We start from the raw sequence: 22761 nt of genomic DNA, 5'->3' as shown, positions 1-22761 counted from the left end.
GCCGCGCGGACGCACCGGCGGAACCGTCACACCGCGAAAGCTCGAGGGCCGTCGCTTCCGGATCTTCTCCGGTGTGCGACGGCCCTCGTCGTATTCGGTACTTCCAACGGGCCACGGTATTCCGTGGCCGCTGTCACACGCGTGTCATTCGCTGGCCCAGTTCGCGGCGCAGCACCTCCTGAGACGGCAAGCGCCCGAGGACGCGTAATACCGAGGGTCGTAGTTCCTTTTGCTCCTCATCGGTGAGCAGACCGACGAGATCGCGCAGTTCCATATCGTCGAAGGCCGAAGTCATGCGAACCAGCGTACGGGCCGTGCCGCCGTTCGTCATCCGTTCGGCAGTTCCCTCTCATGGAAATAAACCCACATGTGAGCCATCCCACTTGATAGACGAGTCTCGATGTAGCACAACCCCGTTCAGCTCACGCGGATCGGATCGTCGGTGCTCGCACCGCCCCGATCCTCCTCGGTAACGGTCAGTTCGGCCGGTCCGGCGTCGGGGCGATACGGGGTGAAACGTTCGAGCGAACCCCAGTCCCGGGCCCAGTCGTCGGACAGATAGGTCGCGATCGAATCGGCCTCCAGCAGCAACTCCGTCCAGCCGAGAGGACCGCCCCCGATATGGTCCTGCCACGCATTGGAGGCATCGGAGCCGACCCGGTCGGGCAGGATCCGCCAGCGTGGCACCTCCGCGATCCCGTGACTGTGATCGAACGGCCGCTGGCAGGCGAAGGCCAGGCCGACGTGCCAGTCCAGCAGGACCGGGTCGGTGTGTCCCACAACGGAGTCCAGCGTGGCCAGACGCGGCAGACGCGGCGGCGTGACCGCCAGCCACTGCCGGGCGGTGATGTCGTTGTCCACCGCCACCAGGCGGACCGCGTTCGCCTCCCGGGGCAGCTGGTCCAGGGGCACCCGCAGATTGCGCCACGAAGGATTCGGGCCGATATCGAGCGGTGTCACCGACCCGAGCACCTGCATGCTCCCGTCGGCGTTGCGTGTCCCGTACTCCACCGTGAGGTCCTGACCGTAGGTCAGCACTCCATCGGCATCCACCGATTTGATCCGCCCAGCGGTGGTGAGGGCGAGCACCCGGTAGGCCGGATCGGCACGCATCTCGTCGGTCAGATCCAGGCGGTACCACTGCGTGGTGAGCTCGGCCTGCTGCTGGTCACCGTCCTGATAACTACCCAGCACCGGGGTCCGGGCCGGGTCGAGACCGAACGGCAGCGCCACCGTGGAACCGTTGATACCGGCCTGCACCGAGGTGCCGCCGCCGGTACCGGCGCCGGTGGTGTCGGTGGTCTTGTTCTCGGTATCGGATTCGACGGAATTCGCACCTCCGGAGGTGGTTTCCTCGGCGTCGGCGGTGAGATCTTCGGCGACCCCGTCCGGGGTGAATCCGGCGGTCTTCGCATCGGGGTCGGTGGAGATCAGGCCGGCGGCGGGATCGCCCTCGTACGGCAGCAGCAGCGAATCGGCGGTATCGGTCTCCACCAGCACATCGTCGGCCAGTCCGCACGAATCACCGGCCAGGGCACGGATATTCGATTTCGCGACGGAATAGGCGGGATACTGCCCGATCGCGGCCTTGGTCAGCGACGCGATCTCGAAGAGCACCAGCAGCGCCGCGGCCACGGTGAGCGGCGCCGAGGCGTACCGGGCCGAACGCGACGGCGGACCGCCGCGATAGGGCGCGCGATAGTGCAGCCACAGCGCCGTCAGCAGCGCGAGCACGGCCAGGCCGAGGAACAGGGTGGACAGGCCCTTGCCCGCGATCAGCGGCGCCTTGTCCCACCACGGGACGCCGTAACTGGACACGTACCACCAGCCGTTCGACCCGGTGAACGTGATCGCCAGCAGGAACAGCACGGCCGCGGCGAACAACGCGCGGTTGCGCGGCGCCCGGATACCGTTGGTACCCACCGCGACCGCGGCCAGCGCGGCCAGCGAACCGGCCAGGCCCGCGTACACGCCGAAATGGTGGGTCCACTTGGTAGGTGTGAACATCATCAGCAGCAGCGAGGCGAAAACAATGCCCAGGATGCGCACCGACGGTCCGCGCGCGGTTCCGGGGATCCGGCCCTTCCGCAACACCTGCAGAACGCAGACCAGCAGGCACAGCAGCATGAGCAGGACCCCGAAGCGGCGTGCCAGCGAACCGTCCGGCGACAGCATGAGCAGCGAATCCCAGCGGGTGCGCTCGTCGAACCAGGCCACATTCGGCCCGACCGCGGTCCGGACGCGAGTGGCCTCCAGCACGGTCGAGAGCGTCTGATCGGCGAAGATCACCACCAGCACCAGGGTTCCGGCGGCCAGACCCGGCGCGATGAGGCTCGTGTAACGCCACAACGCCTGCCCACGTGAGGCTCCACCCCGAGCGCGGGCGATGATGATCTGCAGAACGGGACGGGATCCGGCGATCAGCGCGGCGATACAGATCAGGCCGGTCGGCCCGGCGGCCAGCGAGAACGCCGCGATGAGCACCGCGACCGCCGCGGGCAGTAGCCGCGCGGTGGCGATCGCGCGTTCGATCGAACACCAGGTGAGCAACGCGCCGGCGGCGATCAGCGGTTCCGGGCGCAGACCGTTGTCATAGGGCAGCCAGAACGCCAGGAACACCAGACCGGCGGTCCACAAGGCGATCTGGTTACCCCGGACCCGGGCGCCCAGCCGGGGCAGCACCTCCCGGCTGATCACCAGCCAGCACACGATCCCGGCCAGCAGGGTGGGCAGCCGCATCCACGGGCTCGACTCCGAGATACGGGTCATCCAGGCCAGTACCTCGTAGGACCAGCCGAACGGCGCCTCCGGAACCCCGAACCAGCGGTAGTAGTTCGCCAGGTACCCGGACTTCTCCGAGACCCTGGCCATGTTCAGGATGTAGCCGTCGTCGGAGGTGTTGGCCCCGATGATGTGCCAGCCGACCAGTACACCGAGTACCGCACCGTCGGCGAGCCGGAACCGCCACCAGTGCGCGGGCAGGAAGCGGCGGGCGCGGCGCCCGTCGGTGGTGTCGAGCAGATGCAGCGCGATCAGGGCGAGCACCGTGAACACCACCGCGCCGACGATGGCGGCGGTCTTGAGCGGGGTCGGCGACGAGGTGAAACGGGAATCGATATCGGCGTGCAACCGGATACCGTCGAGTTGCGCCGCGGGGAGGTCGGTGAACACCCCGACCATCTGCGGCCGGATATCCCGGCCCACCTCCGCGCGGAACGGTGTTCCGTCCGCGCGAGTGGCGCCGGTGAGCTCCGCGGTGGTCACGGCGGCCGACGAGTTGACGGTCAGCGCCTGGCAGCGACCCAGTTCGGCGCGCTCGGCAGCGAGCAGCGGTACATCACGCAGCACCACCGACAGGGTGTCGCCGGTAACCGTGACGCGCAGCCCCCGCGCCGATGACTGCCCCGAACCGTCGGGAACCGTCTCCACCACGGTGCCCTCGGCGCCGCTCAGCACCGTGCACGGCACTGTGAGATCCAGTCGCAGCGGCTGATAGCTCACCAGCGGCGCCTCGACACTGGCGGCGCCCGCCTGCGGCCAGTCCAGGCTGGTCCGGTCCTGGCGTACCGGCAGCAGCGGCGCCGCAATCGCCAGCACGAACCCGAGTAGCCCGGAAACCAGAGCCAGCAGGCGGATACGGTTCAACGCTCGAGGAGATCGGTCCGGTCGCACGGGGCTCGACTCTAATCGGTGCTCGATCCGCCGGGCCGCGCACGGCCGCAGCGGCGGTGCGGCACGCAGAACGCGCACGGCCCGGAACGGAGACCGAGGTGCGCGAAACGCACATAGCCGAAGCGGGGGCCGGGTGGGCGCAACGCGCACGGCCGCAGCGTAGGCGGAGGTACGCACAACGCGCACGGCCGCAGCGTAGGCGGAGGTACGCACAACGCGCACGGCCGGAGCGTAGGCGGAGGTACGCCCGGTGGACATTCCTGGCGCGGACTGCGGCCGTGGCGGCCGCCATCGCTCAACGTTTCACGACGACCAGGGTGAAGGGACCGATATCGGTGGTGGTGAACCGCGGGTCGTCGAACAATTTCGCCGGGAACGCGACGGTGTAGCGCTTGACGTTCGGATCGTTCGGATAAACATCGGCGGCCAGCCGCAGCGTGTACTCGTCACCACTGCGACGGAACAGGAAGGCGTCGGGTGCGCGCCACGGCGCGGCATTCATCGCATCGAGAAGTTCATCCGGTGTGGCCTTTTCGCTCCACGCCTCTATAGCCGCGGATCGATCGGCGTAGTCGGCCAGCGGGTTGGCGTAGTGCGAGGTCATCCCCTGGAAACCGAAGTACGGATAGTAGGCGAGGAAGGTGGTGTCCCCGGTGAGCACCACATTCTGCGACGGCTCACGACCCGTCTGCGCCCGCAGTTCGTTGTCGATGTTGCGGTAGTGCCGGACAGCGGAGGGGTCGCGCTGGTCGGCACGGTTTCCGTCGCCATCGGTATCGGTGTAAGCGGTGGTGATCTCCGGTGCCAGGACATGTGGGATGTCCTGGCAGTAGGCGAGCGCACCCACTGTCGCCAGCACGATGGCCACCCAGCGGAACCGCGCCGGTTCGTTGAGCGCCTGATAGACCGCGCGGGCGCCCTCCACGAAACCGAACCCGCCCGCGGCCGCGAGCAGCACCAGCAGCACCGGTTCCAACCGGAAGGACAGCAGCGTCGAGCCGGCCGCCGTCGCCAGCATCGACAGCAGCGACCACAGATACACCGCGAGCACACCGAGCCCGAGCGACTGGGCGCGCCGCGACGAGCTCGCACGCATCACCAACCAGATGACACCGACCAGGCACAGCGCACCCAGCAGCGAGAAATGCGCCATCGGCATCGGCAGTTCGGATCCGGCCTCGGGCAGATAGTGGAACGCGCCGCCGGACTGCAGCTTCGGCCGGTCCAGCATGCGTATCAGGAACGGCAGGAACACCGGCAGCGCGACCAGTGCGGCGATAACCCCCATCACGATCAGACGCAGCAGCGGAGCGCCGATCGCCTGCCCGGCACTGCCCACCGGCGCGTGCGACTCCCCGGTGTGTGCCGCGATCCGGCGCGGTGTCCGGGCGGCGTAGCGCGCCCGCAGGCCGAGTCCGGCGGCCACCACCGCCATGAGCACGACGGTGAACACCGCGAAGGCGAAATACAGCGTGTAGCAGGCTGCGGCGATCCCCAGGAACAGTCCGGTGCCCACCACCGCCGCCCAGCCACCCGCGGTCGGATCACCGCTCGGCGCGTCCTCGGTTTTCGCGGTGGTACGGGTGAGTTCGGCGGGCCGATACAGCGCTCCCCAGGCCATGACCAGAACCGGCGGCAGCAGGATGGCGATCACCGCACCGTAGGCCTCGGGGGCGGCGTAGGTGACCGCCACCGCGGTCACCGCGCTGGTGACTCCCACCGCCCAGTCCGCCCGGATCAGGCGGGTCCACAGCACCAGCGAAACCACCGCCGCCACCGCGATCGATCCGATCGCGTACGGCTTGAAAACCTCCCAGCCGTCCATCCCGAGCAGATTCGCCACGCGGCCGCCGAGCCAGAACCAGCCCGCCGGATAGAAGGGCGGCAGATCGGCGTAGGTCATATCGCGCAGCGCGGCACTGTCGGTGAGCCGGGTCAGGTACTCGGTACGGAACTCCTGATCCACCGAGATCCCGAACAGGTACAGCTTCGTCGCCGCGAGCGGCATCCCGAGGGTTACCGTCACGAACGCCGAGATACCGGTCCAGGACAGCAGTTTCGCCAGCCGTCGCGACCGCCGCGACCGCAGCAGGGCGATCGAACCCGCGATCAGCGCCGCCGCCCCTACCTGGCCCACCGTGGTCAGGGCGCGCACCACGTTGGAAGAATTGAACGCCGGCCACTGCACCAGTGAGAACGCGATCAGCCCCACGGCGACCACCACTACGGCGACCACCGTCGCCAGCACCGCTTCGCCGACTCCGGCCCCGACCTGACGCACCAACCGCGCGCCGCGACTCGTCGTCATCGGCGTACTTACCTCCGGCTCCGATCCACCTACTGGGCGTCGGTCAGCCTAGTGCAGGATTCGCGGGGGCCGCCGTTCGCACGGAGCGACAGATTGAAGCTCTCTGGGAGCAGGGAGGTCAGTAGCCGGAATCGGACGGGCCTTCGTGCACATTGATCTGCTGGAGTTCGACCGAGAGCCTTGTCGCAGTCACAAAGTCCGAATCATCGTGCACGATCACCAGACCGTGATGCGCACGACCGGACACTGGAAATTGTACATTCCAATAGTCCGGTCGGCACTGTCGTCAGCAGATCAGAAAACCCGCAGCCTGCCCGGATCCCACAACCCGTTGCGGGTCTCGGTACCGGTCGCCAGCTGCGCGGGAACCGCGTCGTAGTACTGGTCGTAGCGTTCCAGCGTGCCCCAGTCACGACCCCAGTCGTTCTTCAGATAGGTCGGGATCGTGGTCGACTTCGCCAGCATCTGAGAGAACCCGAGCGGGCCACCGAACTCCTGGGCCTGCCAGGTGTTCGTGGAGCTCACAGCCAGCGGGCGGTCCGGCAGGATACGGAAATTCGGCACCTCGGCGACGCCGTTCACGTGCCGGAACGGACGCTGGCAGGGGAACTGCAGGCCGACCGCCCAGTCCAGCAGGACCGGCTGCTCGGAACCGAGGTAATCGTTGGCCGACTCCAGTTTCGGTACCCGCGGCGGGGTGAACGCCAGCCACTGGTCGCCGATCAGGATCGGATCATTGGCGACCACCCGGACCGCGTCGGCTTCGGGGGCGATCTCGTCCAGCGGAACCCGCAGGTTGCGCCAGGACGGGAACGGACCGATATCGCGGGGCAGGTAGGTCCCGAGCTGGGTGATCGAACCGTCGGGCTGCCGCTTGCCGTAGTCGACGGTCAGCGACTGGCCGTACTCCATGGCACCGGTGTCGTCGTAGGACAGGATGCGACCGGCCGCGGTGATGACCACCAGCGGATGGTCGGGCGAGCGCTCGGGCAGCTCGTACCAGCTCGACGAGACGAACGCGGGCTGCTGCACACCGTCCTGGTAGCTGCCCAGGATAGGTGTGGCGGCCGGATCCAGGCCGAAGGGCAGGGCCACGGTACTGCCGTTCACACCCTGCGCACCCTGACCACCACCGGTTCCCGCGTTCTGGCCTTCGGCGAACGCGGCACCCACCGACTGGTTCGAGGTGTTACCGGTACCCGGTTTCACCTCGACCGCGTCCGCGGACAGATCGTCGGGTACACCATTGGGATCGAAACCGACCGGGTCGACACCGGCCAGCGGATCGTTCGGGTTCGTCGGCGGATGCGCCGGATCGATGATCGGGTTCAACCGCCCGGCGTTGGCGTTCGACTCGACGAGCACATCGTTGGCGAGACCACAGCTCTGCCCGGTCAGCGCGTCGATATTGCCGCGGCCCAGCGAATACGCCGGGTACTGCGAGTAGGCGCCCTTGGCCATGGAGAGCACCTCGAACAACACCATGGCCGCGGCCACCAGGGTGAGCGGAATGGCCGCGAACTTGCGGACCCGCCGCCCCCGGGCGGTGCGCGTGGAGGTGGGCGGTTTGGCGTAGCCCTCACGCAGGACATGCCAGGCCACCAGCAGCAGGGCAGCCGCGAACAACACCAGCATCACGGTGTTGGAGGAGATACCACCCAGCACCACCCTCTTGTCGAACCAGGGCACTCCGTAGCTGGACACGTACCAGTAGCCGTTGATACCGGAGAAGGCCAACGCGAGCGTGAACAGCAGCCCGGCCAGGAAGATCGCCCGGTTCTTCCGCGCCCGTAACGCCGATGCCGACACCGCGACCGCGGTCACCGCGGCCAGCGAACCAGCGATACCCGCGTACGCGCCGAAGTGGTGGGTCCACTTGGTCGGGTTGAACATCATGAAGAAGATCGTGCCGAACACCACACCCATCAACCGCCAGGTAGGAGCGGCGGCGATACCCGGCACCCGGCGCCGGCGCAGCAGCACCAGCATGGTGGTGAACAGGCAGAGCAGCATGGCCAGGAAGGCGAAACGGCGCGACAGCGAACCGTCGACCGTTTCGACGAACAGGTAGTAGTAACGCAGATAGTCCTCGTACCAGGCCAGATTGGGGCCGGCCAGCTGCCGGACCCGGTTGGCCTCCTGGATCCCGGCGAAGGTCTGATCGCTGTAGACCACCGTGAGTACCAGGAAGCCCGCGGCGGCCAGCGGCGCCAGCAGCGCGATGGTCCCGTGTTCCCGGTGCCGGCGCACGATGACGCGGGTGATGGGCCGGATACCGGCCAGCAGGGCGGCCACACACATCAGGCCGGTGGGCGCGGCGGCCAGCGTGAACGCCGCGACCACCACGGCTACCGCGGCCGGCAGCAGCCGGGCGGTCGCGATGGCACGCTCGATGGAAACCCAGGTGAGCAGGGCACCCAGGGCGACGATGGGCTCCGACCGCAGACCGTTGTCGTAGGGCAGCCAGAACGCCAGGAAGACCAGGCCGCCGGTCCACAGCGGAACACTGCCGAACCAGGCCCGTCCGCGCGCTCCGCGCAGTCCGTTGCCCAGCCGCGGTACCACCTCGCGGCTGATCACCATCCAGCACAGGATCCCGCAGGCCAGGGCGGGCAGCCGTACCCACGGGCTCGCCGTGGAGACCTCGGAGAACAGCTGGATCACGTAGTAGTACCAGCCGAAAGGGGCCTCGGGTACGCCGTACCAGCGGAAGTAGTTGGCCATATAGCCCGCGTCCGGCGCCACCCGCACCATGCTCAGGATGTAGCCGTCGTCGGAGGTGTTGGCGCCCAGGAAATGCCAGATCAGCAGGGTGCTGATCACACCTCCGTCGGCAATGGTCGGTTTGAGCCAGTGCGCGGGCAGGAATCGGCGGTGGCCGCGCCCGTCGCTGGTGTCCAGTCGCGCCAGCGCCACCAGCGACAGCAGCGTGCACACCACCGCGGCGACGATCGCGACGAGTTTGATCCAGGTCGGGCTGGAGGTGAACCGGGTGTCGAGCGTCGAGTCCAGGCTCAGTCCGGCCGGGATACCACCGGTCATATCGGTGAACACACCGACCATCTGCGGGCGCAGGTCCCCGACCAGCCGACCGGCGTTGGGCTCGCCAGTGCCGGTGGTGAGCCCTTCGAACGCCGCGGTGGTGGCCGCGCTGTCGGAATGGATGGTGATGGCCGAACAGTCGGCCATCGCCGCGCGGTCGGCGGTCGCCACCACCGCGTTGCGATCCACCACATCGACCGAGGTCTCCGAAACGCGCACGAACAGTGCTTCGAGCGCGGCCCGGTCACCCTGCGGGGGCGCGGTCGCCAGCAGCATGCCACCCTGCGGGGGCAATTGGTTCACCGCCGAACACGGGATGGTCGCGGTGAGGTCGATCGGCACCTGCGACATCAGCGGCGCTTCCACGTTCGCCAGCGTGTCGTTCTGCGGCCAGCTCAGCGTCGCCGTGGTCTGTGTGACCGGCAGGAAGGGCGTGGCGATCGCGAACAGCGCCCCCAGCACACCGGTGATGATCGCGACGAGACGCGCGATCCGGAAATCCTTCGGCGCGACCCTCGGCTCTGGCTCCGGTGGCGTCTTCGTCAGTACTGCGGTGGCGACTTCTGGCACGCTGGCATGCTACTTGGACGCGACCCGCAGGGCCCGGTGGTGCCCCGGCGCGTACCCGAACCGCGCGAAAACACACCCGGCATCCGGGGCATATGAACCACCGGAATGGGGTAAAGAGGGGCGGCTGGCACAATCGGCCGGGAAACACCCCCTTATGCGCGGGGTATTGCGGCGATAATGGAAAGGTAGGGGCATGACCAAGGTGAATCTCGAGACGAACTACGGAACCATCGGCCTCCAGCTCGACGAGGCGAAGGCGCCGGACACCGTCCGTAACTTCGTCGAATACGTCAAGTCGGGACATTACGACGGCACGATCTTCCATCGCGTTATCCCGGGCTTCATGGTCCAGGGCGGTGGTTTCGACAGCCAGATGCAGCAGAAACCGACTCAGGCGCCCATCCAGAACGAGGCCGCCAACGGCCTGAAGAACAACAAGTACACGGTCGCCATGGCGCGTACCAACGATCCGCATTCGGCGACCGCGCAATTCTTCGTCAATGTCGCGGACAACGACTTCCTCAATCACACCCAGCCCGCGGGCCAGGGCTGGGGATACACCGTCTTCGGCGAGGTCACCGACGGCACCGAGGTGGTCGACAAGATCGCCGCCGTATCCACCTCGTCGCAGGGCATGCACCAGGACGTACCGGTCGAGAACGTGGTCATCGAATCCGCGACCATCACCGGCTGAGCACGTCCGTACGCGACGGTTCGGGTTGTTCTGATCGGAGCAACCCGAACCGGAACCGTCTACAGCGGCAGCAGGTGATGTTTGCGCGGGTTGCGGACAACGGTCTTGTCCCGCAGCAGATGTAGCGCCCGCCGCAGTTCCAGCCGGGTCTGCGACGGTTCGATCACCGCATCGATGAAACCGCGCTCGGCGGCCACCCACGGTGTGGCCACGGTGGCATTGTAGAAATCGATCATCTGCCGGCGCACGGCCGCTTTCTGATCCTCGGGCGCGGCCGCGATCTGTGCTGCCCCGATGAGACTGACCGCGCTCTCCGCACCCATCACAGCGATACGGGCGGTGGGCCAGGCCAAGTTGATATCGGCGCCCAACTGTTTGGACCCCATCACCGCGTAGCCGCCGCCGTAGGATTTGCGGACCACGACGGTCACCTTCGGTACAGTCGCCTCCACGAAGGCGAACAGGAACCGGCCGCCGCGTTTGATGACGCCGACCTTCTCCTGTTCCACGCCGGGCAGGAAGCCAGGGGTGTCGACCACGAAGACCAGCGGGATCTCGTAGGCGTCGCAGAGCCGGACGAAATGCGAGGCCTTGTCCGAGGCGCGGGCGTCGAGTGCGCCCGCGTACACCATCGGCTGATTGGCCACCACACCCACACTGCGACCGTCCACCCGGGCGAACCCGGTGATGATGTTGCGGCCGGCCTCGGCGCCGTACTCGTGGAAGTGGCCGTCGTCGAAGATCCGCAACAGCACTTCGTGCATGTCGTAACCGGCATTGTCGGAATCCGGCACGATCCCGTTCAGTTCCCGGTCCGAATCGGTGACTTCCGGCTCCAGGCCGGGGTTGATGATCGGCGGCTGTTCCTGACAGCTGGTCGGCATATACGACAGGTACTCGCGCACCCAGTCGAAGGCCGCCTGCTCATCCTTGGCGACATGGTGGATATTGCCGTACTGCGCCTGGCTGTGTGCGCCGCCCAGTTCCTCCAGACTGACGTCCTCACCGGTGACCTCGCGGATGACCTTGGGCCCGGTGACGAACATATAGGCCGCCTCGGTGGCGACCACGACATCGGTGTTGATCGGCGAATACACTGCTCCACCGGCACATTTGCCCAGAATCAGCGAGATGGTGGGGACCATCCCCGACAGCAATTCCTGCCGGGTCGCCAGTTCGGCGTACCAGGCCAGCGAGGACACCGCCTCCTGTACCCGGGCACCGCCGGAGTCGTTGATACCGACCAGCGGGCAGCCCACTTTGGCGGCGTACTCCATCACCGCGGCCACCTTGCGGCCGAACATCTCCCCGACCGACCCGCCGTACACGGTCTGATCATGGGAGAACACCGCGACCGGACGGCCGCCGACCAGCCCGTGGCCGGTCACCACACCATCGCCGTACAGCGCGTCGGAATCGCCGGGCCGGCGGACCAGGGCACCGATCTCGACGAACGAACCCGGGTCGAGCAGCAACTTGATCCGGTCGCGAGCACTGGGGATCCCCTTGCGCGCCCGTTTCGCGACAGCAGCCTCCCCCGCCGGTTCCTGCGCCAGCTCCAGCCTCTTACGCAGATCGGCGAGTTTCTCGGCAGTCGTGCTCACTTGCGCCCTTTCCCAGCTGCACTCGAGGTGATCTGGGCGAGTTTAGCGGTCAGGTCTGCGCCGATTCGGCCGATTCTGGGTTCATCGATGATCTGGAGATGGTCACCGGGGATACGGACGATATCCAAGTTGGGCAGGTACTCGTCCCAGCCGCCGTTGGGTCGGCGATCGGCGAAACGAGGTTCGAGTTCGATGGCGCCGTCGTGGTAACGGTCGGCCAGATAGAGCACCACATCGCCGTCGTAGTGCGAGGGCCGGACCCGCTGCAGCTCGCGGCTCTCGACCCAGGAGGTCTTCTGATGCTCGAGCACGCCGCCCGGGATCTTCGCACCGGTCATCTTGATCAGATCGGTGATCATCTTGAACTGTTCCTCCTCGGTCGAGTCGGCCAGTTCACGGAGTTGATCGTCGTCGAGCTCGCCGGCGATATTGAAGGTCTTCTTGGCGAAGACCTGATAGCGCCGCATCCGTTCCAACCGCTCCTGCGGGCTGTTGTTCTCCGGTTCGGCCGGGATGGCGAGGTCGATCAGGCCGACCAGACGCACATCGGCGCCCTCGGCACGCAGAATCTGCGCGACAGCCATAGCCAGGACGGCGCCCAGCGACCAGCCGTAGAGGACGTATGGGCCCTCACCTTGGAGTTTGCGAAGTTCGGGCACGTACTCCCGGGCACGTTCCTCGATCGCGCCCTCGACCCGCTCGAAGCCGTACATCGGCGTGCCCTCGGGCAACCGCTTGAGCAGCGGCTCGTAGACCAGGGTGTTTCCGCCGGCGGGATGGAAGACGAACACCGGTACCGCGTCGGAATTCTCACCCCGTGCCCGGATAGGACGTACGAAACCGTCCACGTCCGCACCACTGTCCTGCAGCGTGCGCACCACATCGGCGAGCTGTTCGATGGTCTCCGAATCCAGCACATCATCGACGGTGACCTCCGCACCGACCCGCTCGGTGAGCCGGGCCGCGAGCTTCTCCGCGGTGTCCTCGTCCAGGATCGGGAGGGTGTTGAAGATCCCCCCGGCCGATTCGCCGGTGATGGTGGCCCAGGACGCATAGGTGAGGCGTTCGGCCGCGTCACGTGGCGGAACGTTGTCCTCATCCGAGGCCGCGGCACCGCCGCCGAACAGCGCGGCACCGGCGGCCGGCGCCGGCTCGGCCTTCGGCGCAACGGGGCTTTCCTGCGTGGCCGGTTCACTCGTAGTTGTGGAACTCTCGACGACGCCACCTGTCGCCTGGTTCAGCGCGGCGACCGGGTCCTCCCCGGACTCCATGGCGGCCTTGGCGGCGTTCACGAAATCATCGTCCACGCTCAGCGCGCCGGATTCCCCGCTGGCCTGCTGATCGGCCATTTCCTGGACCTGGTCGCGATGCTCGATCGCGTAGTGGAGCACCTTGCCGACCTCGTGCAGGCTGGCGTCGCGGACAGCCGAGACCTGTAGCTGCGGGATGTCGAATTCGTATTCGACCCGGTTCTTGATCCGCATGGCCATCAGCGAATCCAGCCCGAGTTCCATGAGCGGGATTTCCATCGGCAGGTCTTCGACCGCGTAGCCCATGGATTCGGCGACGATCAGCGCCAACCGTTCTTCCACCGTCTGACCGCTGTCCGGTTTCCAGCGGTCCCCGAAACCGGCGGTGTCGACGGTCTCGACGACCTCGGATTCGGTGAGCGCGGGCGCGGCCGGGCGCGCGGCCGGTTCGGCCGGGACGGGCAAAGCGGAGCCCGAGGTGACCACCGCGTCGAACAGCAGCCGGAACTGCGCGCCGTCACGGGCATGCACCTGGATGGACGCACCACCCGGATGCGGGGTGAGTGTCGTGGTGAGCGAACCGGACGCGGGCAGCGGCGCGTACGCGACACTGGCGCCCGGGTTCACCTCGGCGAGTACCTGCGTCGCGGCCGACCGCACCAGCGTGGGCAGATCGTCGACCGACGCGGCCTGGACCTCCCATACGTGCCGGCCGTCCGGCAGCGCGACCGAAACACCCGGCGCCCGGGTGTTCCCGCCGGCCGAGAAACCGCTCACCTTGGGCCAGTACGGTTTACGCACGAACGCGGTGCGCGGGATATCGGCGTACGGCCCGTCCGGCACCAGCGAGCCCAGGTCCACCGGATGCCCGTGCACGTACAGCTGAGCGAGTGCGGCTATGACCCCGGCCGATTCGTCTTCCTTGCGCTTGAGCGTCGGGATCAGCTGGGCGTCGGGCAGCCCGGCGGCGAAAGTGGTGCCCAGCACCTGCATCAGCGCCACCGAGTTCGGCGCGAGTTCCAGGAACGTGGTGATCCCGGAATCGACCGCGAGTTTCACCGCGTTGGTGAAGTACACGCTGTGCCGCATGTTCTTCACCCAGTAGTCCTCGTTGTGTACCGGGTCGTGCCCGGGCGCGTAGTACTGCTCCTTGTCGACTGTCGAGTACAGGCCGACCTTCAATTTCGTCGGTTCGATCCCGGCCAGTTCGGCGGCGAGTTCGCCCAGCAGCGGGTCCATCTGCGAGGTGTGCCCGGCGCCCTTGGTCTGCAGGACACGAGCGAATTTGCCCGCGGCCTCCACCCGGCCGACGATCACCGAGACCTGGTCCACCGGACCGCCGATCACCGTGTTGGTCGGCGCCGCGTACACCGCGACCTCGACATCGGGGAATTCCGGCAGCAGCGCGGCGACCTCGTCGGCGCTCATCTCGACCAGTGCCATATTCCGCACATCGGCGTCGGAGAGCATCTGCTCGCCCTCGCCCATCAGCCGCGACCGCGCGCAGATGGTGCGCACGGCATCTTCCAGCGGGAGACCGCCGCAGATGTAGGCACCGGCCACCTCGCCCATGGAGTGCCCGACCACGGCGGCGGGTTCGGCACCGTGCGCGCGCAACAGCGCGGCGAGGCCGAGCTGGACGGTGAAGATACCGACCTGGGAGGTGCCCACGTCGTAGTCCTGGGCGTCGTCGAGGATCATCTCGCGCACCGAGTAGCCGGACTCGTCCTGCACCAGTTCGTCGACCTCGTCGACGGTGCGCCGGAAGATCGAGTTCTCCTGGTAGAGCTGTTTGCCCATCTTGCGGTGCTGGGCGCCGAAACCGGCCATGACCCACATGGGTCCCTGTGCGGCCGGAGAATCGGCGGTGAAGACGCCCTGCCCCGGTTTACCCGCGGCGATCGCCCGCAAACCGGCCACCGCCTCGGTGTGATCCTTGGCCAGCACCACACCGCGCGAACGCCAATGGCTGCGCTTGGCCAGCGACCGGGCCACATCCGCAAGCGGAGTCCGCTGTCCGGCTTCGGTTTCCAGCCAGTCGGCCAGATCCGCGGCGGCACGGCGGCGGCGCGAGGGCAGATAGGCGGAAACGGCCAGGATCACCGGCAGCGGCTCGGCACGGTCGGCCGACCATTCGGGTTCGGGGGCGGCGTCGGCGGCGACCGCCTCGGCCTCGGCGACCACATCGGTGCTCGCCACCTCCAGCGTGTCGCTGTCCGCATCGGGCAGGAACGGTTCGGAGACAGCCACCGGCGCGGCGGGTACGTACTCCTGAACGACCACATGCGCATTGGTCCCACCGAAGCCGAAACCGGAGATACCGACCGTCGCGGTACCGCTGTAGCGCGGGAACGGAGTCGGCTCGTCGACGACCTTCAGCCGGGCCTGCTCGAACGGGATGTAGGGATTCGGGCCCGCGTAGTTGATATTGGCGGGCAGCACATCGTGCTGGAACGCCAGCAGCACCTTGGCCAGGCTCGCCGCGCCCGCACCGGATTCCAGATGCCCGAAATTGGTCTTCGCCGACCCCAGCAGAGCCGGGGCGTCGGCCGCGCGACCGGCGCCGACCACCCGGCCCAGGGCATCGGCCTCGATCGGGTCGCCGATGAGGGTTCCGGTGCCGTGCGCCTCGATGTAGTCGACGGTGGACGGGACGATCCCGGCGTCGCGGTAGGCGCGGCGCAGCACATCGGCCTGGGCATCGGGGTTCGGGGCGACCAGGCCGTTGGACCGGCCGTCGCTGTTCACCGCGGAGCCCTTGATCACCGCGAGAATGTTGTCGCCGTCGTGTTCGGCGTCGGCGAGCCGTTTGAGGACCACCAGCCCGGCGCCCTCGGAACGCACCATCCCGTCGGCATCGGCGGAGAACGCCTTGATGCGGCCGTCCTTCGCCACCGCACCGATGCTGTCGAATCCGAGCGTGGTCATCGGAATCAGCAGCATGTTGACGCCACCGGCCAACGCCACGTCGGCATCACCGGCACGCAGTGCCTGCACCGCCTGGTGCACCGCCACCAGGGTGGACGAGCACGCGGTGTCCACGGCGAGCGACGGACCGCGGAAATCATAGAAATAGGACACGCGGTTGGCGATGATGCTGCTCGCGCTGCCCATGATCTTGTAGGCCTCGGCCGATGCCGGCACGTTCGGATCGGTCTCGCCCAGGCTCATGGCGGCGATCAGCTGGAAATCGTTGGTCGAGGTGCCGATATAGACACCGACCGATTCCCCGCGCAGCTCACTGGCCGGGATCCGCGCGTGCTCGAGCGCCTCCCAGGTCAGTTCCATCACCAGCCGCTGTTGCGGATCGATCCGCTCGACCTCGATCGGTGACATGGCGAAGAACTCGGCGTCGAAGTCGGTGACGACCCGCTGGTCGAGATAGCCGCCGCGGACATTGCCCGCGGCGACCTCGGCCGCCACCTGCGGTTCGCTCAGGAACTCCGCCCACCGGCCCTCGGGCAGGTCGCGGATGGCGTCACCACCGTTGATCAGGAATTCCCAGGTCGATTCCGGGGTGTTTCCCGCGCCCGGCAGCCGGGTCGACAGACCCACGATGGCGATATCGTGCGCGTCGCCGGGCACGTATCCGGCGGTGTAGAACTGATCGTCGAGCGCCTCGAGCGTGACCTCCGGCGGGCCGTTGACGATGACATCGGCCAGCGAGGCGATCGTCGGATGCTGCCAGACCACAGTCGCGTTCAGCACCACCCCGGTGAGTTCCTCGATCTCACCGCCGAGTGCCAGCGCATCCCGGGAGGCCAGGCCGAACTCCTCCATCGGACGGTCCACGGTGATCTTGTCGACCGACTGCCCGGTGGCATCGGCGACCCAGCGCCGCAGCCATTCCCGCAGTTCGGCGACCGAGAGCTCGGCACCCGGTGCCGTATCGCCGGACGAGGGCACGTCGCCGGTCCCGGCGGCGCGATCCTCCTCGGCGGCGGGAAGGTTCTCGGTCGTCTCCGGCGACATGCCCTCGTTATCAGCCATCAGTCCTCAAGCTACCTGTCTGTACGCGGTGCCCGGCAACAGCCTGCGCATCGCTGTGGTGGATGGGCGCTTCGCTTCGCTCACTCGAGTCGCGACCCGGCTCGTTGCCGGCTTATTCCTCGGGCGCGTCCGGGAATGCCTGCTGGGTGTAGCCGCCCCGCAGGGTGCCCTCGACGTATGCGGACTTGCACGCGCGCCGGGCGATCTTGCCGCTGGACGTACGCGGGATCGAACCCGCCGGCACCAGCAGCAGATCTCGTACCGTCACACCGTGGCGCTGCGAGATCGAGGCCCGCACCGCGTCGGCGATCGGCAGCGGATCGGCCTTACCGGCGCCCGGGCCACGCTCCGCCACGACCACCAGCTGCTCGGAGGCGTCGTCGGCGTCGAATTTCAGGCCCGAATGGCTGCCCTGCGCGAACACCTCGGACGGCAACTGATTGGCCGGTACCGAGAACGCCGCCACGAACCCGGGGCGCAGCGCGTTGCTGGCCTCCTGCGCGGAGAACTCCAGGTCCTGCGGGTAATGGTTACGCCCGTCGACGATCACCAGATCCTTGACCCGGCCGGTGATGTAGAGCTCGCCGTCGAAGTAGACCCCGTAGTCGCCGGTGCGCATCCAGTGGGCGTCGGGCGCGGTGCCCTCGGCGTGGCTGTCCTCGGCCAGCGGGATGACGACCTTGTTCCGGAAGGTCGCCTCGGTCTCGGCCTCCCGGCCCCAGTACCCGATGCCCATATTCTTGCCGTGCAACCAGATCTCACCCACGTGGCCGTCGGGCTGCTCCCGGGCGTCACCGTCGACCGATTCCGGATCGACGATCGCCGCCCACTGGGATTTGGCCACATAACCGCAGCTCACCTGGGCGATCGCGTTATCGGTGCCCTGTTCGACCCGAACCATACGCCCGGCGTTGAGCTCGTTGCGGTCCACATAGGTGACCTTGGCCTCGTCCTCGGCCTTGGTCGCCGAGACGAACAGCGTGGCCTCGGCCATGCCGTAGCACGGTTTGATGGCCGTCTTGGGCAGTCCGTAGGGCGCGAACGCGTCGTTGAACTTCTTCATCGACGAGGTGGTCACCGGTTCACTGCCGTTGATCAGGCCGATCACATTGGACAGATCCAGCGTTTCGCCGTTCTTGGGCAGACCGCGCACGGCCGCGTGCTCGAAGGCGAAGTTCGGGGCGGCGGCGAAGGTGCCCGCGCCGTCGGACGCCGCGGCCAGCTCCTTGATCCACCGGTACGGGCGCCGCACGAACGACGCCGGCGACATGATGGTGATGAACTTGCCGCCCACGGCCGGCAGGATCACGGTCAGCAGGCCCATATCGTGGAACAGCGGCAGCCAGGTGACACCGCGGGAGTTCCAGTCGAGATTGATGGCGTCGACCATCTGCAGCAGATTGGTGCCCACTGCGCGGTGGGTGATCTCCACACCCGCGGGGGTCCGGGTGGAACCCGAGGTGTACTGCAGGTAGGCGATATCGTCCACCGCGATATCCGGGCGCACCCAACTGTCGCCGACACTGTCCGGAATCGCGTCCACGGCGATGATGCGCGGCCGCTGCGCGGCGGGCAGCGAACGGAAGAACTGGCGTACCCCGGCAGCCGCCGAACTGGCGGTGAGGATGGCCGACGGTTTGCAGTCGCCGAGCACCGCGTGTAGCCGGTCGGTATGACCCGGCTCGTCGGGATCGAACAACGGCACCGCGATCGTGCCCGCGTAGATCGCGGCAAAGAAAGAGATCACATAGTCGAGTCCCTGCGGCGCGAGCACCGCCACGCGGTCACCGGGCTTGGTGACCTGCTGCAGGCGACCGGCCACCGCGCGCAGCCGGACCCCGAACTGTTGCCACGTCAGCTCGTGTACCTCACCATCGCGCTCGCGCGAGTAGTCGATGTAGCGGTACGCCAGAGTGTTCGCGTCGTTGCGGGTGTGCTTCTCGACGTGGTCGACCAGGGTGCGATCATCGGGAATTGTGATGTTCCCGTTCTCGTCCAGGTAGTCGTCGAAAGTCTCGTCCATTCCTTCTCCTCCGAGGCGCACGCGGCAACGGCACGATAGCCGCTATTTACTGTGTGGCCCCGACTCGCTTTCGCCGCGGGTGCTCTCCATTCGAGAACCGACCCTGCGGGTTTTGGGTGCGGTCTGCGCGGTGACCGCTATCGGCTAGATGTTCTCAAACCAGAGACATGTTACAGAGACGAGCTTCTCACTCCTCCCGGAGCAAGGGAATCACCGGAGCGAATGCGTCCATCTGAGTGGGGAATATGCCCACGTAGGACAATCCGGTGAGCTGCCGCACACGTCGCATCTGGTCGGCGATCTCCTCGAACGTGCCGATCGCCACATAAGGCGAGTTCAAGATCTCCTCGACGGAGAGCCGGACATCCACCTCGAGGTCCGGGTGCAGTCCGCGTTCGATGGCGGACAACGCCATCTCGGCGGTCTTCTCCCGGTCGTCGGTGATGACGATGGCCGTGATCGCCCAGTTCAGCTCGATCTGATCGAACCGGTCCCCGGCGGCCTCCTTGATCAGCTCGACCTTCTCGATCGTCTTCTCGAGGGTGATACCCGAGAGCAGACCCTTACCGTTCGAGGTGGTGACCGGAACGATGGAGATGATGTCGGCGTGTTTCGCCGCGAGCTTCAGCATCCGGGGCCCGCCGCCTCCGGTACACAGCGGCGGCCGCGGGCCCTGCCGCGGGCGTGGCGTCCCCTTGACACCGTGTACCTGGTAGTACTTGCCCTCGAAGGTGCACTCCTGGCCGCGCAGCAGCGTATCGAGAATGGTCAGCGTCTCGTCGAGCTTGGCCAGGCGCACGCCCGGGCGGTCGTAGTCCAGCCCGGCGGCCTCGAACTCGTCGGCCTTCCAGCCCGCTCCGATGCCCACCTCGAGCCGGCCCTTGGACAGCACATCGATGGTGGCCAGATCCTTGGCCAGCACCACCGGATGCCGGAAACCGTTGGCCAGTACCGACGTACCGAGCCGAATCCGGTCGGTGGCCTGGGTCAGCGCACCGAGAGCGGCGATCGGACCGATCTGGTCACCGAGATGGTCGGGCACCACGAAGGTGTCGTAGCCGTACTCTTCGGCCTGCTGCGCCGTCTGGATGAACTTGCGGGCGCCGCCCTCCTGCTTGTTTCCCTCACCCGCGGCCGCGAAGCGGAACCTACGCAGCGGAGTGCCCAGCGCGCTCAACTCATCCACCGGTACGGCGGCTTCTGTCATGAACTCATGCTCCTGGATATCGGAAGTCTGCGCACCCCGGGCCGGCGCAGGGCCGCTGGATGCGCGATCACCAGCGCACTTTACAGCCTGCCGGGCGCCGGGGAACACGCTGAGGGCGGTGAATTGTCACAAGACGGCCGACACGCCGCCGCCCGCCCCGGTATCCGCGGATCACGAGTGCGGCGGCGTCGGCGCGCTACCGACCAGACCGACCGCCCAGTCGGCCGCCCACTGGGTGGCGGTTGTGCCGTCGGGATCCACCACGAAGTTGTGGTAGAGGCTGTGCACAGGGTTACCCACCGCCTGGGCCAGGGTGCCGACACTGCCGAGGATATTGGCCGGAGTCAGCGCGTTGCGAGGCGCGTCGCAGATCAGATCGCCGGGAGCGCAGATCGTGTACACCCGGTCGGCCAATTCCCCGAACCCTTCCTTGCGGGCACCCGTCATGGTTATCCCGGGCACGGTCAGACCGGCCAGCGCCACCTCCGCGCCCACCCCGGGCGGCGGGGTGCCTACCTGGATCGGCTGACCTTCGCCGGTCTCACCGGACCGCCGGCCGTCGGCGATCAACGTGACCCCGAGCACCCGGTCCGCGGGCACCGGGCCGTTACCCTTGCCGATCTGCTCGGCGATATCTCCGACGATGACCGCGCCCTGCGAGAACCCGGCCAGCACATAGGTGGTGAGCGGGCACTCCTGATGACGCTGGGTCAGGAAATCGAAGGTCCGTCGCATGCCCTCGGTGCGGCTCACGTTGTAGGAGGCCTGACCGTCCGGCGGGAACGCCACCGGATTCGAGAACTGCGCGATGTAGGGGACGGTGTAGACATCGACCCGCCCGGCCGGGAACTGTTCCTGAACCGGATTGCTCACATTGAGCATCAGCGAGGCCGGATTGGCCACCGGATTGTGCGGATCGTCGTCACTGTTGGACTCCCAGGTACCCGGCACCGAGATCATCTGCACATCCGGGCAGCTCGCGGGCTGGCTGGTCGGCTCGCCCGGCCCCGGCTCGGGACCCGGGCCGGGCCCGGGCTCCCGCAGACAACCGGCCAGCAGATACCAGAGCACAATCACGATGACGAGCCCGACGACTCCCACCGCGAGCGCGGTCAGACAACCTCCGGGCCGACGGCGCCCGGTACGTCCCCTACTCATCGGCAACCACTAGCAGTAGTGCGCTTTGGCGGTGTTGATGTAGATCTGACCCGCTTGTTCGACCGGCATCTTCGCCGGGTCGAACGACGGATCCGAACCGGCCATCGCGTTCACGAATGTCGCCATATCGGCATCGGAGGTCCCGGCGGCCACGCCCTGGCAGACGTAGTTGCCGATACTCAGTGCGATATCCGGCGACGAAGGGGTCACACCCTGCTTGCCCAGCTCGTCGACGAAGGTCTGTTCCTTCTCACCGAGCTGCCCGGACTCGGTCGCCTCCGGCGGCACCGGGGCGGGACGCTCCGGCTCCACGGGCGGTGCCTCGGGTTCGGCGGGCTGCTCCGGAGCAGGCGCCTCACCCTCCGGGGCCGGGGCCTGACTCTCGGCCGGGGAAGCCGGAGCCGAACTCGCGGACGGCGCGGCGGCCGGGGTCGACAGCGTGGGAGTGCTGGTCGCGGTCGATTCTTCGTCGCCGCAGCCGGCGAGCAATCCGGCGGCCGCGACCGCCGCCACCACACCGAGCAATGTGCCTCGGGTCCGATACATACATTCCATCCTGTGTTCCGGCGCGCGGTGCGCGGGGTTCACGGCCGCTCGAATCGGGGCCGCAGAACTACTGGGTTGACCGTCTGGTTTGCGTCCCGGCCCGGCGGGTTGCCCCGGGCCGCGACCACCGAGGGTAATACCAGACTGTGGAGTGCCGTCGACTCCCCGACCGGTGGGGAGCGGTGGCGGTACTGTGCGAGCCTGCCCGACGGACGGCGTATGGCGGGTTTGTGAAGGTGACAGCCGAGTCGACAGAATGAGACCGGGCAGTGATTCAGTTCACAAATCGGCGGGGGATCGCCGTGAGCAGTGAACAGACCACGGATCAAGGTCGGTAGTGGCTTGCTTGCGATGGTGGGGGTGAGCGTGCTCGCGAAGGCGAGAGGCTGGCTCACTCGCGAAGGCGAGAGGCTGGCTCACTCGCGAAGGCGAGAGGCTGGCTCACTCGCAAAGGCGAGAGGCTGGCTCACTCGCAAAGGCGAGAGGCTGGCTCACTCGCAAAGGCGAGAGGCTGGCTCACTCGCAAAGGTGCTGTGTTTTCGGCGCGCTGGCGCGCGCGGGGGTCGAGGCCCTGAGTCTCGCCGTTCAGGCCTCGAGACTCGCGCTTCGCGCATGCGCTTCGAGGCCTGAACGGCGAGACGGCCTCAACCCTAATCAGTCTTGGGGAGTGAGCCGTGGGGCACACTTCCTCGAAGGT

General features: G+C 67.4%; 12 protein-coding genes. 1 reads left to right on the top strand and 11 read right to left on the bottom strand.

Annotation, left to right across the window (positions count from 1 at the left end; all coding sequences use genetic code 11):
- Positions 1 to 133: 133 nt before the first annotated feature.
- The 5 genes from IEY68_RS29465 to IEY68_RS29445 form a co-directional block, all read right to left on the bottom strand.
- Entirely contained in the window at positions 134 to 295 is a 162-nt protein-coding gene (locus IEY68_RS29465) for a hypothetical protein (protein ID WP_169333235.1), read from the bottom strand.
- Between the two features lie 122 nt (positions 296 to 417).
- The gene (locus tag IEY68_RS29460; RefSeq protein WP_229719109.1) at positions 418 to 3645 is read right to left on the bottom strand and encodes an arabinosyltransferase domain-containing protein; all 3228 of its coding nucleotides are present in this window, start codon (positions 3643 to 3645) and stop codon (positions 418 to 420) included.
- Between the two features lie 322 nt (positions 3646 to 3967).
- Complete coding sequence (locus IEY68_RS29455) at positions 3968 to 5980, bottom strand: galactan 5-O-arabinofuranosyltransferase (protein ID WP_058854787.1); 2013 nt, start codon at positions 5978 to 5980, stop codon at positions 3968 to 3970.
- A gap of 118 nt (positions 5981 to 6098) precedes the next feature.
- On the bottom strand, positions 6099 to 6227 hold the full coding sequence (locus IEY68_RS36870; protein WP_267886574.1) for a hypothetical protein: 129 nt from the start codon (positions 6225 to 6227) through the stop codon (positions 6099 to 6101).
- A gap of 47 nt (positions 6228 to 6274) precedes the next feature.
- Positions 6275 to 9592 carry an arabinosyltransferase domain-containing protein gene (locus IEY68_RS29445; RefSeq protein WP_058854788.1) on the bottom strand — a complete coding sequence of 1106 codons (3318 nt, stop codon included), beginning with the start codon at positions 9590 to 9592 and terminating at the stop codon, positions 6275 to 6277.
- A gap of 193 nt (positions 9593 to 9785) precedes the next feature.
- Here IEY68_RS29445 and IEY68_RS29440 point away from each other — a divergent pair, with 193 nt between their 5' ends.
- The gene (locus tag IEY68_RS29440) at positions 9786 to 10286 is read left to right on the top strand and encodes a peptidylprolyl isomerase (protein WP_058854789.1); all 501 of its coding nucleotides are present in this window, start codon (positions 9786 to 9788) and stop codon (positions 10284 to 10286) included.
- Between the two features lie 59 nt (positions 10287 to 10345).
- On the opposite strand, the gene IEY68_RS29435 is transcribed toward IEY68_RS29440, so the two are convergent.
- The 6 genes from IEY68_RS29435 to IEY68_RS29410 all read right to left on the bottom strand — a co-directional run bounded on the left by IEY68_RS29435 (position 10346) and on the right by IEY68_RS29410 (position 22064).
- Positions 10346 to 11890 carry an acyl-CoA carboxylase subunit beta gene (locus IEY68_RS29435; RefSeq protein ID WP_058854790.1) on the bottom strand — a complete coding sequence of 515 codons (1545 nt, stop codon included), beginning with the start codon at positions 11888 to 11890 and terminating at the stop codon, positions 10346 to 10348.
- Positions 11887 to 17130: a polyketide synthase Pks13 gene (gene pks13, locus IEY68_RS29430; RefSeq protein WP_082681326.1), complete on the bottom strand. Its 5244-nt coding sequence runs from the start codon at positions 17128 to 17130 to the stop codon at positions 11887 to 11889. Before pks13 ends, IEY68_RS29435 begins: the two co-directional genes overlap by 4 nt.
- A gap of 112 nt (positions 17131 to 17242) precedes the next feature.
- Entirely contained in the window at positions 17243 to 19153 is a 1911-nt protein-coding gene (gene fadD32, locus IEY68_RS29425; RefSeq protein WP_058854791.1) for a long-chain-fatty-acid--AMP ligase FadD32, read from the bottom strand.
- A 187-nt stretch (positions 19154 to 19340) separates the two neighbouring features.
- Positions 19341 to 20360 (bottom strand): LLM class F420-dependent oxidoreductase, encoded by a 1020-nt coding sequence (locus IEY68_RS29420; protein WP_063000382.1) that lies wholly within the window; start codon positions 20358 to 20360, stop codon positions 19341 to 19343.
- 171 nt (positions 20361 to 20531) lie between these two features.
- Positions 20532 to 21518, bottom strand: coding sequence for a cutinase family protein (locus IEY68_RS29415; RefSeq protein WP_063000380.1), 987 nt, complete (start codon positions 21516 to 21518; stop codon positions 20532 to 20534).
- Between the two features lie 9 nt (positions 21519 to 21527).
- A complete protein-coding gene (locus tag IEY68_RS29410; RefSeq protein ID WP_063000386.1) occupies positions 21528 to 22064 on the bottom strand; it encodes a DUF732 domain-containing protein in 537 nt (178 codons plus the stop codon).
- Positions 22065 to 22761: the final 697 nt, after the last annotated feature.

It is taken from the genome of Nocardia jinanensis, from assembly GCF_014645735.1.
Lineage (GTDB): Bacteria > Actinomycetota > Actinomycetes > Mycobacteriales > Mycobacteriaceae > Nocardia > Nocardia jinanensis.
Note: the sequence above shows the minus strand (reverse complement) of the source record. Positions and strands in the feature narration are given on the sequence as shown.